14 protein-coding genes are annotated in these 15,391 nt (G+C 69.5%); 11 read left to right on the top strand and 3 right to left on the bottom strand.

What is annotated here, in order from left to right; genetic code table 11:
* Genes A7X12_RS10265 through A7X12_RS10255 form a run of 3 tightly spaced genes read right to left on the bottom strand, consistent with a single transcriptional unit; the run spans position 1 to position 1,633 of the window.
* On the bottom strand, positions 1 to 750 hold the full coding sequence (locus A7X12_RS10265; protein WP_064311538.1) for an alpha/beta fold hydrolase: 750 nt from the start codon (positions 748 to 750) through the stop codon (positions 1 to 3).
* Positions 738 to 1,379: a hypothetical protein gene (locus A7X12_RS10260; RefSeq protein ID WP_064311537.1), complete on the bottom strand. Its 642-nt coding sequence runs from the start codon at positions 1,377 to 1,379 to the stop codon at positions 738 to 740. Before A7X12_RS10260 ends, A7X12_RS10265 begins: the two co-directional genes overlap by 13 nt.
* Complete coding sequence (locus A7X12_RS10255) at positions 1,376 to 1,633, bottom strand: acyl carrier protein (RefSeq protein WP_064311536.1); 258 nt, start codon at positions 1,631 to 1,633, stop codon at positions 1,376 to 1,378. Before A7X12_RS10255 ends, A7X12_RS10260 begins: the two co-directional genes overlap by 4 nt.
* Before the next feature lie 88 nt (positions 1,634 to 1,721).
* Between A7X12_RS10255 and A7X12_RS10250 the strand changes: the two genes are divergently transcribed.
* From A7X12_RS10250 to A7X12_RS10200, 11 genes are all read left to right on the top strand, one after another.
* Entirely contained in the window at positions 1,722 to 3,209 is a 1,488-nt protein-coding gene (locus A7X12_RS10250; RefSeq protein WP_198161988.1) for an acyl-CoA ligase (AMP-forming), exosortase A system-associated, read from the top strand.
* A complete protein-coding gene (locus tag A7X12_RS10245; protein ID WP_064311535.1) occupies positions 3,206 to 4,417 on the top strand; it encodes a pyridoxal-dependent decarboxylase, exosortase A system-associated in 1,212 nt (403 codons plus the stop codon). The genes A7X12_RS10250 and A7X12_RS10245 overlap by 4 nt, the downstream gene beginning before the upstream one ends.
* Positions 4,418 to 4,561: 144 nt before the next feature.
* Entirely contained in the window at positions 4,562 to 5,152 is a 591-nt protein-coding gene (locus tag A7X12_RS10240; RefSeq protein ID WP_232318455.1) for an XrtA/PEP-CTERM system exopolysaccharide export protein, read from the top strand.
* Positions 5,152 to 6,675 (top strand): XrtA system polysaccharide chain length determinant, encoded by a 1,524-nt coding sequence (locus A7X12_RS10235; protein ID WP_064311533.1) that lies wholly within the window; start codon positions 5,152 to 5,154, stop codon positions 6,673 to 6,675. The genes A7X12_RS10240 and A7X12_RS10235 overlap by 1 nt, the downstream gene beginning before the upstream one ends.
* 4 nt (positions 6,676 to 6,679) lie before the next feature.
* Complete coding sequence (locus A7X12_RS10230) at positions 6,680 to 7,543, top strand: AAA family ATPase (protein WP_064311532.1); 864 nt, start codon at positions 6,680 to 6,682, stop codon at positions 7,541 to 7,543.
* Positions 7,540 to 9,126, top strand: coding sequence for a hypothetical protein (locus A7X12_RS10225; RefSeq protein WP_064311531.1), 1,587 nt, complete (start codon positions 7,540 to 7,542; stop codon positions 9,124 to 9,126). The genes A7X12_RS10230 and A7X12_RS10225 overlap by 4 nt, the downstream gene beginning before the upstream one ends.
* 36 nt (positions 9,127 to 9,162) lie before the next feature.
* Positions 9,163 to 10,227 (top strand): AAA family ATPase, encoded by a 1,065-nt coding sequence (locus tag A7X12_RS10220; RefSeq protein ID WP_064311530.1) that lies wholly within the window; start codon positions 9,163 to 9,165, stop codon positions 10,225 to 10,227.
* 3 nt (positions 10,228 to 10,230) lie between these two features.
* Positions 10,231 to 11,076, top strand: a complete 846-nt coding sequence (locus A7X12_RS10215) for an XrtA system polysaccharide deacetylase (RefSeq protein ID WP_064311529.1) — start codon at positions 10,231 to 10,233, stop codon at positions 11,074 to 11,076.
* Positions 11,073 to 12,125 carry a FemAB family XrtA/PEP-CTERM system-associated protein gene (locus A7X12_RS10210; protein WP_064311528.1) on the top strand — a complete coding sequence of 351 codons (1,053 nt, stop codon included), beginning with the start codon at positions 11,073 to 11,075 and terminating at the stop codon, positions 12,123 to 12,125. Before A7X12_RS10215 ends, A7X12_RS10210 begins: the two co-directional genes overlap by 4 nt.
* Positions 12,125 to 13,309, top strand: coding sequence for a TIGR03087 family PEP-CTERM/XrtA system glycosyltransferase (locus tag A7X12_RS10205; RefSeq protein WP_064311527.1), 1,185 nt, complete (start codon positions 12,125 to 12,127; stop codon positions 13,307 to 13,309). Before A7X12_RS10210 ends, A7X12_RS10205 begins: the two co-directional genes overlap by 1 nt.
* Before the next feature lie 115 nt (positions 13,310 to 13,424).
* Positions 13,425 to 15,320 carry an XrtA/PEP-CTERM system amidotransferase gene (locus A7X12_RS10200; RefSeq protein ID WP_064311526.1) on the top strand — a complete coding sequence of 632 codons (1,896 nt, stop codon included), beginning with the start codon at positions 13,425 to 13,427 and terminating at the stop codon, positions 15,318 to 15,320.
* The last annotated feature ends 71 nt before the right edge of the window (positions 15,321 to 15,391 follow it).

Here is a 15,391-nt window from a genome sequence, read left to right as displayed (position 1 = left end):
TCAGGGCGTTCGCTGCTCGGCGAGCGCCTCGATCACGCGCTCGTAGAGCCATGCCTTGTCGGCCGTGCCGGCGAAGACATGGCTGGCGGTGTCGAACTGCTTGCGGCGAATCCGGGTGGCGGCGGCGGCGAAGGCCGGCTTGTGCAGGAATTCGGCGAAATCGGCGGCGATCCTGTCGCGCGTTGCGAGCAGCACGGTAATCGGCACTTCAGCGCCCAGAAACGCTGCGGTGAGTTCGGCCGTGATGCTGGCGGGTGCGTCCTGCTTGCGGCCGGATCGCCGGATCATCTGCCGCATCCAGCCGCGCGGCGCTGCATCCCCCGCTTCCTGGTCCTGTCCCGGCGGGGGCGGGGGCCCGAGGGTCACGGGATTGGCGAGCAGCAGCGCGTCGATTCGCGCCTGGCCGTGGAACAGGGCGAGCGCGGCGGCACCGTCGCCATTGCCGAACGCGACCACACGGCGCAGCTGCGCCTCGCGCCGGAAACTGCTCGTGGCGGCAGCGATGTCCGGTGCGCTTTCCAGAAAGCCCTGATTGGCGCCGGCCGAGTCGCCCACCCCGCGGCGGTCGAAGCGGAACACCGGGTAGCCCGCCGCCGCAATGCGATGCGCCAGCTGCGACATGCTGCGATGCGGGCCGCTGCGAACCTCGTTGCCGTTCGAGACGATAAGCAGCCCCGTGCTGCCCGACGCGCTGTCCAGCGTGCCGATCAGCATGTCTCCCAGGCACGGGAAGCCGATCAGGTTTCGCACGCGTGCACCCAGGCGGCGAGATCGTCGGCGAGGAGCGCGACGAGCGTGTCATCGCTTTCCGCCGCCGGTGCACGCCACAAGGCGCGGCCGGGCACGAGCCGATCGGCGGGACGGGAGTCGCCCTCCAGACGGATCGTGCGGGCCGGCTCGACATGGCATTCCGGCAGTTCTTCGAGAAAGGTGTCGGGCAGGCGATGGCCGTCATAGCCGGGCGCGTCGCCGCTGCGATGGATTCGCCGCAGCGCGCGGAGAAGGGCGTCCCCCGGCTGGGGGGTGAAGTGCCAGCGCTTGCGGATCGCGACGCTGCCGTCGAGCAGGGCGCCGCTCCGCATGCTCATCGAATAGGCACGACCGCCGGCGGTGCGGGCCGCTGCCGCGAAGCCGGCGCGAAGATCGGAGATGGCGATACGCTCGCTGGGGATCAGGCTCTCGCCCGTGCCGGGGAGTTCGGGCAGCACCCCGGCGATGCCGTGCCGGTCCGCCAGGGTGCGGAGGATGGAGACGGCGAACGCGCGCATGCGGTTCGCCTCCTCGAACAGGGGAAGCGCTGCAATGACGACCGGGCCGCTGCCGGGGCCGAAGCGCAACATCGCTTCCCGGCCACCCGCCCAGTCATAGGGTTCGATCACCCCAATACCTTCTGCGCGGCGAATCGCGTGAGCGCGCCGAAGCTTTCCAGCATCTCGCCGTCCACCTCGTCATCCTCGATCAGGATGCCCAGCCGATCCTCGATTTCCGTCAGCACGCCGGCGACCGCCAGCGAATCGAGTTCGGGCAGCGCGCCGAACAGCGGGGTGTTCTCATCGAACGCGGCGACGCGATCATCGCCCAGTCCCAGCACGTCGCGCAACACGCCGCGCACGGTGGTTTCGATGTCGATCATGGCTTCAGGCCGCAATGAGGGTCCCCTGCAAGAAATTTGCGCTTCCGTAAGGCTTGGCGGCGGCGCTGCCAAGACTATGGGTGGAGGCATGATCGCGCTGGATCCTGCCCCGCATCTTATAGACGCGCTGCCGCTGCGTGGCGCGACGAACGCCGTTGCTTTGGAAGACAAGGGCGGCACGCTCACCTATGCCGAGCTGGAAGCGACGGTAGGTCGCATGGCGCACGCACTGGCTGCGCAGGGACTTGCCGCCGGCGAACGGGTGGCGAGCTGGCTGCCCAAGACCCGCGCGGCATGTCTGATGCCGCTTGCCGGTCCGCGCGCGGGGCTGGTGCATGTGCCGATCAACCCAGCGCTCAAGCGCGCCCAGGTGGCGCATATCCTCGCGGACAGCGGCGCGCGGCTGTTGGTAACGCAGGAGGCGCGGCTGGCGGCGCTTGAACCGGGTGACGTGCCCGCCGACTGTCGGGTGCTCACGGAGGAAGCGCTGACCGGCGCCGATGCGCTCCCGCCGGCGAGCGGCGACCCTGAGGCGCTGGCCGCCATTCTCTACACCTCCGGCTCCACGGGCCGTCCCAAGGGGGTGATGCTCAGCCACGCCAATCTCTGGCTGGGGGCGATCAGCGTTGCCCATTATCTGCGGCTCACGTCGACGGACCGGGTGCTCGGCGTGCTGCCGCTGAGCTTCGACTATGGCCAGAACCAGCTCTTCTCCAGCTGGGCGGCAGGCGCGCGCGTGGTACCGCTGGACTATCTCACCGCGCGCGATGTCGTGAAGGCGGTGGATCGGTTCGGCATCACGACGCTGGCGGGCGTCCCGCCGCTGTGGGTGCAACTGCTCGAAGCGACATGGCCTGCCGATACCGCGACGATGCTCAGGCGCCTCACCAATTCGGGCGGCGCGCTCACCCGGCCGCTGGTGCAGGGCCTGCGCAGCCGTTTTCCCCAAGCGGCGCTCTACCCGATGTACGGCCTTACCGAGGCCTTTCGCTCCACCTATCTCGATCCGGCGCTGGTCGACGCGCACCCGGATTCGATCGGACGGGCAATTCCGTTTGCCGAAGTGCTGATCGTCGACGCCGAGGGCAAGCGCGCCCGGCAGGGCGAGCTCGTCCATGCCGGCCCGCTGGTCGCCAAGGGCTATTGGCGCGATCCGGAGCGCACGGCGTTGCGGTTTCGTCCGGCGCCCGGCTTCGCCGACCATCAGGGCATGGCGGTGTGGTCCGGCGACACCGTGGCGGAGGATGCCGAGGGGCTGTTGCGCTTCGTCGGCCGCGACGACGAGATGATCAAATCATCCGGCAACCGCATCAGCCCGACCGAGATCGAGGAAGCGGTGGTGGCGGGGGGCGAGACCGGCGAGGCCGTCGCGTTCGGTATTCCCGATCCGCGGCTCGGCCAGGCGATCGTGGTCGTGGCGCGCGGCGACGGTAGCCGCGAAGAAGAACTGCGTGCGCGGCTGCGGCGCGAGCTGCCGAGCTTCCAGCAGCCGGCCCGCTATGTCTGGCGCGAGCGCCTGCCGCGCAACGCCAATGGCAAGCTCGATCGATCCGGGCTGAAGACGGAGATCCTATGAACGCCAAGCCGACCGGTCCGGTCCCTCCCGACTATGCCGAAGCGCCGGTGCTGCACATCGCGGGCCGGAGCGCGGGCGAATGGGCACAGGCGGGAACGCCGCTTTACCTCTACGATGCCGCGGCGGTGCAGGCGCGGATCGGCCGTTTCCGCGCCGCGATGCCGGCGCGCGTCGCGCTGCATTATGCCATCAAGGCCAATCCCTTCCCGCCGCTGATCGCCGCGATCGCGCCGCAGGTGGACGGCATCGATGTCGCCTCCGCCGGGGAGATGGACAAGGCGCTGGCGGCAATGCCGGCCGACGCTATCAGCTTCGCCGGGCCGGGCAAGGGCGACGCGGAGCTGACGGCGGCGATCCAGGCCGGGGTGACGCTGAACCTGGAGTCGGAAGGGGAAGCGGAACGCGCGCTGGCGATCGGCGCGCGGCTGGGCGCCACGCCACGTCTCGCGGTGCGGGTGAACCCCGATTTCGAGCTGCGCGGATCGGGCATGAAGATGGGCGGGCGCGCCTCGCCGTTCGGTGTCGACGCGGCACGCGCGCCGGCGCTGGTTCGGCGGCTGATCGCCGCAGGCGCGGACTGGCGCGGCTTTCACATCTATGCCGGATCGCAGGCGCTGTCGGCAGAGGCCGTGATCGAAACCCAGGCTGCGACCATCGGGCTCGCCGCGCGGCTGGCGGAGGAGGCCGGCGCGTTGCCGCCGCTGGTCAATCTGGGCGGTGGTTTCGGCATCCCCTATTTCCCCGGTGACGTGCCGCTCGATGTCGAGCAGGTGGGCGCCGCGCTGGCGGGCGAGCTCGACCGGCTGGACACCCACTACGCCATCGAACTCGGCCGCTGGCTGGTGGGCGAGGCGGGAATCTATCTGGCGCGTATCGTCGACCGGAAGGAAAGCCAGGGCGAGACCTTCCTGATCGTCGACGGCGGGCTGCACCATCATCTCGCCGCGACCGGCAATTTCGGCACCGTGGTCCGCCGCAACTATCCCATCGCGGTGGCGCACCGGATGCACGATGCGGCGGAGGAGGTGGTCAATATCGTCGGTCCGCTCTGCACCCCGCTCGATCGGTTGGCGGACCGCGTTGCGCTCCCGCGGGCGGCGGTGGGCGACCTGATCGCCATCTTCGCATCCGGCGCATACGGCGCCAGCGCCAGCCCGCAGGCGTTCCTTGGCCACCCGCCGGTCCAGGAGCTTTTGGCAGGCGCCTGACGCCTAACGCTAAATTTACGCGTCCTGCGCCATAGCAGCCGCTCCGGCAGAAGCGCGCGACCAGCCGCTTTGCTGCCGCTGGGAGGCAAGGCAATGGCGGTTTCGTTCGGGTACAAGGCGGCGGCAGCGCTGGCGCTGGCAGGCATGCTGGCAGCATGCGGCGGCCAGAGCGCGCGGCCGCAACTCCCCGCCGCCGGTTTCGTCGGCACCAAGGAGGCGCCCAGCGACGAATATGTCATCGGCCCCCTGGACCAGCTCAGCATCTTCGTGTGGCGCAACCCGGAGATCTCTTCCAAGGTGCAGGTGCGCCCCGACGGTCGCATCACCACGCCGCTGATCAACGACATGCCGGCGGTGGGCAAGACGCCCGCCATGCTGGCCGACGACCTCAAGCTCGCCCTCAGCGAATATATCAAGGACCCGATCGTCTCGGTGATCGTGGAGAATTTCTCGGGCACGTTCAGCCAGCAGGTGCGGGTGGTCGGCGCCACCGAGAAGCCGGCTTCGCTGCCCTATCGTGCCAACATGTCGATCCTCGACGCGATGATCGGCGTGGGCGGGCTTTCCGAGTTCGCCGCCGGCAATCGCGCGCGGCTGGTGCGCTACGATCCGCAGACCGGCAAGCAGCGCGAATACAAGCTGCGCCTGTCCGATCTGCTGAAGAACGGCGATACCTCGGCCAATGTCCGGCTGGAGCCGGGTGATGTCATCATCATCCCGCAGAGCATGTTCTGATGGGAGGGCTGTTCGACGAGGTTCGCAGCGCGCTGCATGCGGTGTGGATGCGCCGCACGGTGGCGCTGGCGGTGGCTTGGGCGATCTGCGTGGTCGGCTGGATCGCCGTCGCGCGTATTCCCGATGCCTATGAGTCCAAGGCGCGGGTGCTGGTGGAACTGCGCCAGGTGCTGCCGAGCGACGGCGGCGCCGGAGCGGCCGGTCAGCAGCAGGATATCGACCGCATCCGACAGACGCTGACCAGCGCGGTGAACCTGGAAAAGGTGGTGCGCGGCACCGATCTCGCCAAGACGATCACCAAGCCGGCCGATCTCGGCGCCCGCATCGCCGGGCTGCAGAAAGCGATCAAGTTCACTGCCCAGCAGGACAATCTGTTCGAGATCGCGGTGACCGGCGCCGATCCGGTAATCTGCCGGCAGGTTGTGGAGAAGCTGATCGCCCTGTTCCGCGACAACAAGCTCGCCGACAGCCGCGACGAGAGCAGCCAGTCGCTCGCATTCCTCGACCAGCAGCTCGCCGAACGGCAGCAGGCGCTCCAGGCCGCCGAAGCCAAGCGCGCCGATTTCCAGTCCCGCTTCCTCGGCGCATTACCCGGCACGGGTTCGCTGGATGACCGGATCGGCGCGGCGCAACAGCAGCTGCAGCAGATCGAAAGCGATCTCGCTGCGGCGCAGAGCGGCCTGAGCGCCGTCAACGCGCAGATGGCGGGGACGCCCGCCAGCGTGGCTGGGCAGGGCGGCGGCGTCGTCGTCGGTGCCGGGCCGGCGCGCGCCCGGCTGGCCGACCTGCAGGCGCAGCTTGCCGATGCACGTGCGCGCGGCTTCACCGAGGCGCATCCCGATGTGGTCGCGCTCAAGCGGCAGATCGCCGGCGCGCAGGCCGCTGCCGCGCGCGAGCCAACGGGTGGCGGCGGCGGCGGCAGCTTCGCCAATCCGCTCTATCTCAGCCTGCGCTCGATGCAGGCCGACAAGGCCGCGCAGGTCGCGGCGCTGAACCAGCGTCGCGCGCAGATCCAGGGCGATCTCGCCGCGCTGAGCGCAAAGCTGACCCAGTCCCCGCAGGCGGCGTCCGAACAGGGGCAGATCGACCGGGACTATCAAGTGCTCAAGGATCAATATGCCAAGCTGCTCGCCGATCGGGAGCAGCTGCGCATCAGCAGTCAGGCGGAAAGCCAGACCGATGCGGTGAAGTTCAGCGTCATCGATCCGCCGACACAGCCGCGGGCGCCCAGCACGCCGAACCGGCCGATGCTGCTGAGCGCGGTGCTGGTTGCGGGGCTGGGGGCAGGCGTGGCGGTGGCGTTCCTGCTGTCCAAGCTGCGCACCACCTTCGACACTGCGGCGCGTCTCGAAAAGGCCAGCGGCATGCCGGTGATCGGCTCGATCGGCGATGTGGTGACGCAGGCGCAGATGGCGAGGCGTCGCCGGCAGTTGCAGCGCTTCCTCGGGGGCGTGGCAGGTCTCGGCGCTGCCTATGCGGCGGTCCTGCTCGTCGGCATGCTCCATCACGGCATGGGGGCCTGAAACGATGAACGAACACAGCCCTCGCAGCGCCTATGGCTCGTTGATCCAGCGCGCCGTCGCGATGATGCCGGGCCTTGCGCCGGATGAACCCGCAGCGCCGGTCCACCGCGTGCTGCCGGACCTCCAGAGCCCGTCTCGGCAACTGGTGGCGATTGACCGCCATCGCCTCGCAGCCGGCGGCATGCTGGTTCCCGGCGGCCCGATCACGCCGCTTGCCGAAGAGTTCCGCATGGTGAAGCGACAGCTGTTGCTCACCGCCCGCGGCGTCGCCGGGGTCGATGCCGATCGCGCGCGGATGATCCTGGTCTGCTCGGCACAGCCGGACGAGGGCAAGACCTTCTGCGCGATCAATCTCGCCCTTTCGATGTCGGCGGAGAAGGACGTCGAGATCCTGCTGGTCGATGCCGATTTCGCCAAGCCGGACGTGTCCAAGCGGCTCGGCATGTCCGAGGGGCCGGGGCTGCTCGACGCGCTGGCCGGACTGGTCGATGTGGAGGCGTGCATCGTCGATACCGACGTGCCGCAGCTCGCGATCCTGCCCGCCGGTACCCGCAGCGTCAGCGATACCGAGCTGCTGGCGAGCGACGGCGCCCGGGCGATGCTGGATCGGCTGGCGGCGGCCAATCCGCGTCGCATCGTGATCTTTGATTCGCCCCCCGCGCTGGCCGCGTCGCCCGCATCGGTGCTGGCGCTCCATGTCGGCCAGACGATGATGGTGGTCCGCGCCGATCGGACCAGCGAGGTGGATCTGCGCGCCGCCGTCGCGGCACTAGATGGCTGCGAGCATATCCAGCTCGTCCTCAACGCGGTGTCGTTCCAGCCCTCCGGCCGCCGTTTCGGCAGCTATTACGCGCAGGGCGGTCGGTGATTCGTCGCGCGATCGTGCTGGCCGTGTGCGCCGCTGCGATCGTGCCCGCAGCGGCCCAGCGTCGCGCCAGCATCACCCCCTATCTGGAGGTCAGCCAGGTTGCGACGGCCGAGCTGAACGGCGGCGAGACGCTGACCTATTCCCAGCTGGGCGCCGGGGTGGACGGCAGCATCCGCACCCGCCGCATGCAGGTGCAGCTAAGCTACCAGTATCAGCATCGCGTCACCGAAAAGGGCAGCCTGCAATCGGGTGACAGCCACAACGGACTGGCGCAGGCACGGATCGCGGCGGCGCGGGGTCTGACGCTGGAGGCCGGCGCCGTGGCGACCCGCACGCGCACCGATGCGCGCGGCGACGCACTGACCGGCAACGTCGCCACTGCCCGTAACCTCAGCCAGCTTTATTCGGGCTATGCAGGGCCGAAGCTCGACACCGGCATGGGGCCGCTGTTCGTGCAGGGGGCCTATCGCTTCGGCTTTACCAAGGTGGATGACGGCGCTGCATCCGGCGTGCCTGCCGCGCTGCCGCGGGTGGACCGGTTCGACCATTCGACCTCGCACGCGGTCAACGCCAGCATCGGCACCAAGCCGGGGGCCGTGCTGCCGATCGGGCTCAGCCTGTCCGGCGGTCTGGTGCGCGAACGGGCGAGCCAGCTCGACCAGCGGTTCGCCAGCAGCTCGGGCCGGGGCGACGCGATCGCGCCGGTCACCCGCACCATCGCCCTGGTCGGCGGCGTCGGTTATGAGACAATCTCGGTTCGGCAGCGCGATCCGCTGCTCGATGCCAGCGGCCGGCCGGTGGTGGACGGGGCGGGACGTTTCGCCACCGACGCCGCATCGCCGCTCCGGCTGGCCTATGATTTCGGCGGGCTGTTCTGGGACGGCGGCGTATCGTGGCGGCCGAGCCGCCGCACGGCGCTGGAGGTCCGGATCGGGCGACGGTACGGCGCGATGCGCTACACCGGCAGTTTCACCTATCAGCGCAACAGCGGCAGCGGCATCCAGGTGGCGGTGTACGACACGGTAGAGACCTATGGCCAGCAGGTGGGCGGCAGCCTCGCCGCGCTGCCGGTGGGCTTCGTCACGACCGGCGATCCCTTTGGTGCCCAGGCAGGTGCCTGCATCTACGGCACCAGCGGCGCGGCGGCGGGCGGATGCATCGCGGGCGCCTTCTCATCCGCGGCGACGGCGGCGTATCGCGGTCGCGGCGTGACGGCCAATACGGTATGGAGCCGGGGCACGACCCGCTTCGGCCTGGGCGGCGGCTTCGCGCGGCGCGACTTCCTGACGCCCGTGGCCGCCAATGTCGGCGGCGGTAGCTGGGACGAAAGTTTCTACGCCCAAGCCTTCGCGGCACTCGCGGCCGGGCGGGACGGCACGATCGGCGTCGACCTGCTCGCCAGCTATTATGACGGCGATATCCCCGGCAGCATCGCGGTGCTCGGCTGGGGAGCGAACACCGCCTATACCCGCCGCCTCGGCCAGCTGAGCCTCACCGCCACGGCCGGAGTCTACGGCTCGCTGCGCGACGGACCGGACCAGGCATCGGCACAGGCGCTGATCGGCGCACGCTATGGATTCTAGAAGGGAGGGAGCGGGGCCGCTCCGGAGACTGCGATCATGATGGACGATCATTACGGACTGCGCGGCCGGCCTTTCCAGCTGACCCCCGATCCCCGCTTCTGGTTCGATACCGCCACGCACGGCAAGGCGATGGCCTATCTGGGCTATGGCCTGAGCCAGGGTGAGGGCTTTGTCGTCATCACCGGCGATCCAGGCGCGGGCAAGACCACGCTGATGGGCCATTTGCTCGGCGAGCTCGACGGCGAGCGGCTGAACGTCATCAAGATCGTCTCCACCCACCTGCGCGCGGACGATCTCCTGCGGCTGGTCGCGCAGGGGCTGGGGCTGCCGGGCGACGACCTCTCCAAGGCATCGCTGCTCTCCGCCATCGAACGCGGGCTGCACGATATCGCCCGAGCGGGACGCCGCACGCTGCTGGTGGTCGACGAAGCCCAGGCGCTGCCGGGCGAAAGCCTGGACGAGCTCCGCATGCTCTCCAACTTCCAGGCCGGCGGCTATCCGTTGCTGCAGATCTTCCTGCTCGGCCAGCCGGAATTCCGCCTCGTACTGCAGCAGCCCGCCTTCGAGCAACTCCGCCAGCGGGTGATCGCCATGCATCATCTGGCGCCGATGGAGGTGGAGGAGGTGGAATCCTATCTAATGCATCGGCTCACCCTGGTCGGCTGGCAGGGGCGGCCGCGCTTCACGCCGGACGCGCTGATGGCGATGCACCGATGGTCTGGCGGTATTCCGCGTCGGCTCAACCAGCTTGCCAGCCGGGTGCTCCTGTATGGGGCGGTCGAGCAGATCGAGAATTTCGGCGCGCCGGATATCGCCGCCGTCATCGATGACATCGAGCAGGAAAGCGTGATCGAGGAAACGCCGGAGCCTGCAGTCGCCCCCGTGCCGATCCGTCCGAGCAGAGTGGCGGAACTGCGGACGGTACCCGCCGGCTCTCCCGAAACCCGGGCGCTGGAGCGCCGCGTGGCGGAGCTGGAAGCGCAGGTCACCTCGCAATCGGACGCGCTGCGCCGTGTACTCTCGCTGCTGGTCGAATGGGTCGAGAAGGACGACGGCCGTAGCGGCATCGATCTGGATGCCCTGCGCGGCAACGTGGCCTGAGCGATGCGGGTGCAGAACGGCCTGTCGGTGGATGTGGAGGACTGGTTCCAGGTCGGCGCGTTCGAAACCACGATCGCGCGGGACGACTGGGACGGCCTTGAGCGCCGGGTGGAGGCGAATACCGATCGCGTGCTGGCGCTGTTCGCCGAAGCGGGGGCGAAAGGCACCTTCTTCACGCTCGGCTGGGTAGCGGAGCGGCATCCGAAGCTGGTCCGTCGCATCGCCGAGGCGGGGCACGAAGTCGCCAGCCATGGCTGGGACCATGCCCGTGTCTTCACCCTTACGCCGGACCAGTTCCGGGCCGACCTCGCCCGGGCGCGCGCCGCGCTGGAGGACGCCGCGGGCGCCGCGGTGAAGGGGTATCGTGCGCCGAGCTTCTCGATCGACCGGCGTACGCCCTGGGCCCATGCGGTGCTGGCGGAGGCCGGCTATACCTATTCGTCCAGCATCGCCCCGATCGCCCATGATCATTACGGCTGGCCCGACGCGCCGCGCGCACCGTTCCATCCGCTTGCCGACGCGCGGCTGATCGAACTGCCGATCACCATCGCGCGCGTGCTGGGGCGGGAGGTGACGGCCGGCGGCGGCTTCTTCCGCCTGTTGCCGCAAGGGGTGACGGATCGGGCGATCCGTGCCGCCAATGCCGGCGGAGACGCGGCGATGTTCTATTTCCATCCCTGGGAGATCGACCCCGGCCAGCCGCGCGTACGCGCCGCGCCGCTCAGGTCGCGCCTGCGTCATTATGCGCGGCTCGGCGCGATGGCGGGGAAGCTGCGCACCCTGCTCGCCGCCCATGATTGGGACCGCATGGACGCGGTCGCGGCGCGTGCGGCGGAGCGGCTGGCGTGACGCTCGAGATCCGCAGCGCCGATCTGCGCGATCCGGCCGAACGCCGCCGTCTCGCGGGCTGGGTCGATGCGCACCCGGGCGCGACCCCGTTCCACCTGCCCGAGTGGAGCATGGCGGTGGCGAAAGGGTGCCGCCAGCGAAGTCACTATCTGGTGGCGGAAGCTGCGGATGGCAGCGTTGTGGGTGTACTGCCGCTCACCGCGATCGCTTCGCCCCTGTTCGGCCGGGCCCTGGTCTCGGCGGGCTTCGGCGTGGCTGGCGGCATTCTCGCTCTACGGCCCGATGTCGTCGCCCCGCTCGCAGAGGCGGGCTGGGACCTCGCCCTGCGCCTGCGTTGCCCCAGCCTGGACCTGCGCGGCGGGCCTTGCCCCGGTGAGGACTGGCACCGCGACGACGGCACCTATGTCGGCTTTGTCCGGCGGCTGGCGGCGGACGACGAGGCGGAACTGCTCGTCGTGCCCCGCAAGCAGCGCGCGGAGCTGCGCAAGGCATTGGCTGCCGATCTGACGGTGGAAACGGGCGTGGATCGGCGTGCGCGGCGTGCCCATTATGCGGTCTATTCGGAGAGCGTCCGCAATCTCGGCACGCCCGTCTTCCCGTCGATGTTGTTCTCCGCCGTGCTCGAGACCTTCGGCGCCGAGGCGAACATCCTCACGGTGCGCCACCAGGGCGATCCCGTCGCCAGCGTGCTCAGCCTGTACTGGCGCGGCACGGTCTACCCCTATTGGGGCGGCGGGACCGCGGCTGCCCGGGCGCTTCGGGCCAACGATCGCATGTACTTTGCGCTGATGGCGCACGCCCGCGAGCGCGGCTGCTCGCGGTTCGATTTCGGTCGGTCGAAGCTTGGGACCGGCGCGGCGGCGTTCAAGAAAAACTGGGGGTTCACGCCCGAGCCGCTGGTCTATTATTCGCGCCACGCCGAGGGGGCGGCCCCGCGCAGCATCAATCCGCTCGACCCGAAATATCAGCGGAAGATCGCTGCGTGGAAGCGTCTGCCGCTTTGGGCTGCGAACCGCATCGGGCCGATGATTGCGCGCGGGCTGGGCTGATGGGCGAGATCCTGTTCCTTGCCCACCGCATTCCCTATCCGCCGGATCGCGGCGACAAGATCCGCGCCTATCACCTGCTGCGCCATCTTGCCCGCAACCACCGCGTCCATCTCGTCGCCTTTGCCGACGATGCGGAGGATCTGCAGCGCAAGGGCGGCCTCGCGCCCTATACCGTTTCGCGCGAGATCGCCTGGCGCACGCCGCCGACTGCCTGGACGGGGCTGCGCGCGGTGTTGCAGCGTCGGCCGGTATCGCTGGTCGCCTTTGCCGATGCCAAGGTGCGGCATGCGGTAGACCGGCTGCTGGCGGAGCATCCGATCGACACGATCTTCCTCTATTCCAGCCAGATGGCCCAATATCTGCCGCCGCGCCCGAAACAGCGGGTGATCATGGATTTCGTCGACATGGATTCGGCCAAGTTCGCCGCCTATGCCGAGGGTGCGGCGGGGCCGATGGGGTGGGTGCACCGTCGCGAGGCGGCGCTGCTCCTCCGCCACGAACAGCGCGTCGCCTGCGGGGCGGATGCGAGCCTGTTCGTCAGCGCGGTGGAAGCGGCCTTGTTCTGCGAGCAGACCCACGCCCCGCGCGTGCACGCGATCGAGAACGGCATCGACACCGCATTCTACGATCCCGGGCTCCGGTTCGAGCCGGTGGGGGGCGAGGGGCCGCTGCTCGTCTTCACCGGCCAGATGGACTATCGCCCCAATATCGAGGCCGTGACCTGGTTCGCCGAAACCGTGTTTCCTCGCATACGGCAATCGCACCCGGGCGCACGCTTTGCGATCGTCGGGCGTGCGCCGACCCTGGCGGTGCACGCGCTCACCCGCGCGGAAGGCGTTCTCGTCACCGGCGCAGTGCCGGATGTGCGGGCGTGGCTCGCCGCCGCCGCGCTGGTCGTGGCGCCGCTCCGGCTTGCGCGGGGTATCCAGAACAAGGTCCTGGAGGGCATGGCGATGGCGCGCGCCGTCGTGGCTTCGCCGGCGGCGGCAGAGGGAATCGACCATGCCGGCACGCTTCGTGTCGCGGATGGATCGGCGGCGTTTGGCGATGCGGTGCTGAGCTTGCTCGCCGAGCCGGAAATCGCCGCCGCGCTGGGCGCCGCCGCGCGGGCGCGGGTGATCGCCCGCTATAGCTGGGACGCGCGGCTCGCGCCGCTCGACGCGCTGCTCGCCGCATCGGCATGAACGGAAGCATCGCCGGGGTGGCGCGCATGCGGACGGCTTGGTACCGAGCCACCAGGATGCGGACGACGAATAACGAGCATGGGGTGGAAATGGGCGGACGCGGAGACCGACGCTGATGTGTGGCATCGCCGGCCTGTTTTATCCCGCCCTCGCCAAACCGATCGATCCCGCCCGCATCGTCGCGATGAGCGATGCCCAGGCACATCGTGGACCCGACGGTTCGGGGGTCTGGTGCGTCGCCGGGGTGGGCCTCGGCCATCGCCGCCTCGCCATCATTGACCTTGAGGGCGGCGTCCAGCCCATGGCGATGCCGGATCGATCGCTGGCCGTGACCTTCAACGGCGAAATCTACAATTTCCGGGAAGTCCGGGCGGAACTCGAGAGGCTGGGCGCGCGGTTCCTCACCGACAGCGATACCGAGGTGCTGCTGCACGGCTGGCGCGCCTGGGGCCCGGACCTGCTCGCCCGGCTGAACGGCATGTTCGCCTTCGCGCTCTACGACGCGGCAGACCAGAGCCTGTTCCTTGCCCGCGACCGCTTCGGTGTGAAGCCGCTCCATTATGCCGAATTGGCGGACGGCGCAGTTGCCTTCGCGTCCGAGCTGAAGGGCCTGCTCGCCCACCCGCTGCTCCGTCGCGCCGCCGATTTCCGCGCGGTGGAGGATTATCTGGGGCTCGGCTATGTCCCCGACGACGCGAGCATCGTGGCAGGCGTGCAGAAGCTGCCTGCCGGGCATTTCCTGCTGCTCCAGCGAGGCAGGCCGGTCCCGCAGCCGGTGCGCTGGTGGGACATCGACTTCACGCGCCGTGCGACCGGGAGCAGCCGCGACCTGAAGGCCGAGCTGATCGACCGGATGCGGACGGCGGTGCGTTCGCGCATGGTCGCAGACGTACCGCTGGGCGCGTTTCTCTCCGGCGGCGTCGACAGCTCCGCGGTCGTCGCGCTGATGGCGGAGCGCAGCAAGGCGGCGGTGAAGACCTGCACGATCGGCTTCGACGAGGCGGCGCTCGACGAGACCGGCTATGCCGCCACGGTCGCCGAACGCTTTGCCACGAGCCACCGTGCGCGCACGGTCGGCGCGGAAGACTACAGCCTGATCGACACGCTGGTCACCGCCTTTGACGAGCCTTTCGCCGATGCCTCGGCACTGCCGACATATCGCGTCTGCCAGCTCGCCCGCGAGAGCGTGACGGTGGCGCTCTCCGGCGACGGTGCCGATGAAGCGCTGGCAGGCTATCGTCGCCACCGCTTTTTCGCGGCCGAGGAGCGGGTGCGGGGCCTGCTGCCACCGGAACTCCGGCGCAGCCTCTTCGGCAGGCTCGGTGCGCTCTATCCCAAGGCGGATTGGGCACCGCGTCCGTTCCGCGCCAAGACGACGCTGCTCGCACTGGCCGAGGACGGGGCACATGCCTATGCGCGGGCCGTCGGGGTCACGACGCCTGCTCTGCGCGACGCGCTCTACACGCCGGCGGCGCGGCGGGCGCTGGAAGGGCACCGCGCGGAGGCCCGCTACGTCGAGACGATGCGCGCGGCGCCCGCACGGGATGCTCTGGACCGCGCACAATATGCCGACATCCGGCACTGGCTGCCGGGGGACATCCTCACCAAGGTCGATCGCACCAGCATGGCGGTGAGCCTCGAAGCGCGGGAGCCGCTGCTCGATCACCGGCTGGTGGAATTCGCCGCGACCCTGCCGCCATCGCTGCGTATTCGGGGTAGTCAGGGCAAGTGGCTGATGAAGAAGGCGCTGGAGCCGTGGCTGCCGCGCGACATTCTCTATCGCCCGAAGATGGGTTTCGTGACGCCGATCAGCGGCTGGTTCCGCCATGCCCTGGCCGAGCAAGCCGCCGCGCTTCCTCGATCCCCGCTGCTGTTGCAGACCGGATGGTTCGAGCCGGCGACGATCGCGCGGCTGGCTGAGGACCATCGTGCGGGTCGCGCCGAACATGGTCGGACGCTGTGGCAGCTGGTAATGCTGGAGCGGAGCCTGGCCCACCTCTTCGGCGCCTAGGCAGAGACCCGCCGGGCATCCCCCCGTTTGTTCGGTTGCGCTTATAGGCCAGGGCGCTAAAGTTCGCGCTC

The sequence above is a fragment of the Sphingomonas sp. TDK1 genome (genome assembly GCF_001650735.1).
Classification (GTDB): Bacteria; Pseudomonadota; Alphaproteobacteria; order Sphingomonadales; family Sphingomonadaceae; genus Sphingomonas.
The sequence above is the reverse complement of the archived record's forward strand: the minus strand, read 5'-3'. Positions and strand labels throughout refer to the sequence as shown.

What these genes read in the sequence shown, in the direction of transcription:
- A7X12_RS10200 (WP_064311526.1), top strand. Translation starts at nt 13,425, where the DNA reads ATGTGTGGCATCGCCGGCCTGTTTTATCCCGCCCTCGCCAAACCGATC.
- A7X12_RS10235 (WP_064311533.1), top strand. Translation starts at nt 5,152, where the DNA reads ATGGGAGGGCTGTTCGACGAGGTTCGCAGCGCGCTGCATGCGGTGTGG.
- A7X12_RS10220 (WP_064311530.1), top strand. Translation starts at nt 9,163, where the DNA reads ATGATGGACGATCATTACGGACTGCGCGGCCGGCCTTTCCAGCTGACC.
- A7X12_RS10240 (WP_232318455.1), top strand. Translation starts at nt 4,562, where the DNA reads ATGCTGGCAGCATGCGGCGGCCAGAGCGCGCGGCCGCAACTCCCCGCC.
- A7X12_RS10215 (WP_064311529.1), top strand. Translation starts at nt 10,231, where the DNA reads ATGCGGGTGCAGAACGGCCTGTCGGTGGATGTGGAGGACTGGTTCCAG.
- A7X12_RS10255 (WP_064311536.1), bottom strand. Translation starts at nt 1,633, where the DNA reads ATGATCGACATCGAAACCACCGTGCGCGGCGTGTTGCGCGACGTGCTG.
- A7X12_RS10230 (WP_064311532.1), top strand. Translation starts at nt 6,680, where the DNA reads ATGAACGAACACAGCCCTCGCAGCGCCTATGGCTCGTTGATCCAGCGC.
- A7X12_RS10205 (WP_064311527.1), top strand. Translation starts at nt 12,125, where the DNA reads ATGGGCGAGATCCTGTTCCTTGCCCACCGCATTCCCTATCCGCCGGAT.
- A7X12_RS10250 (WP_198161988.1), top strand. Translation starts at nt 1,722, where the DNA reads ATGATCGCGCTGGATCCTGCCCCGCATCTTATAGACGCGCTGCCGCTG.
- A7X12_RS10245 (WP_064311535.1), top strand. Translation starts at nt 3,206, where the DNA reads ATGAACGCCAAGCCGACCGGTCCGGTCCCTCCCGACTATGCCGAAGCG.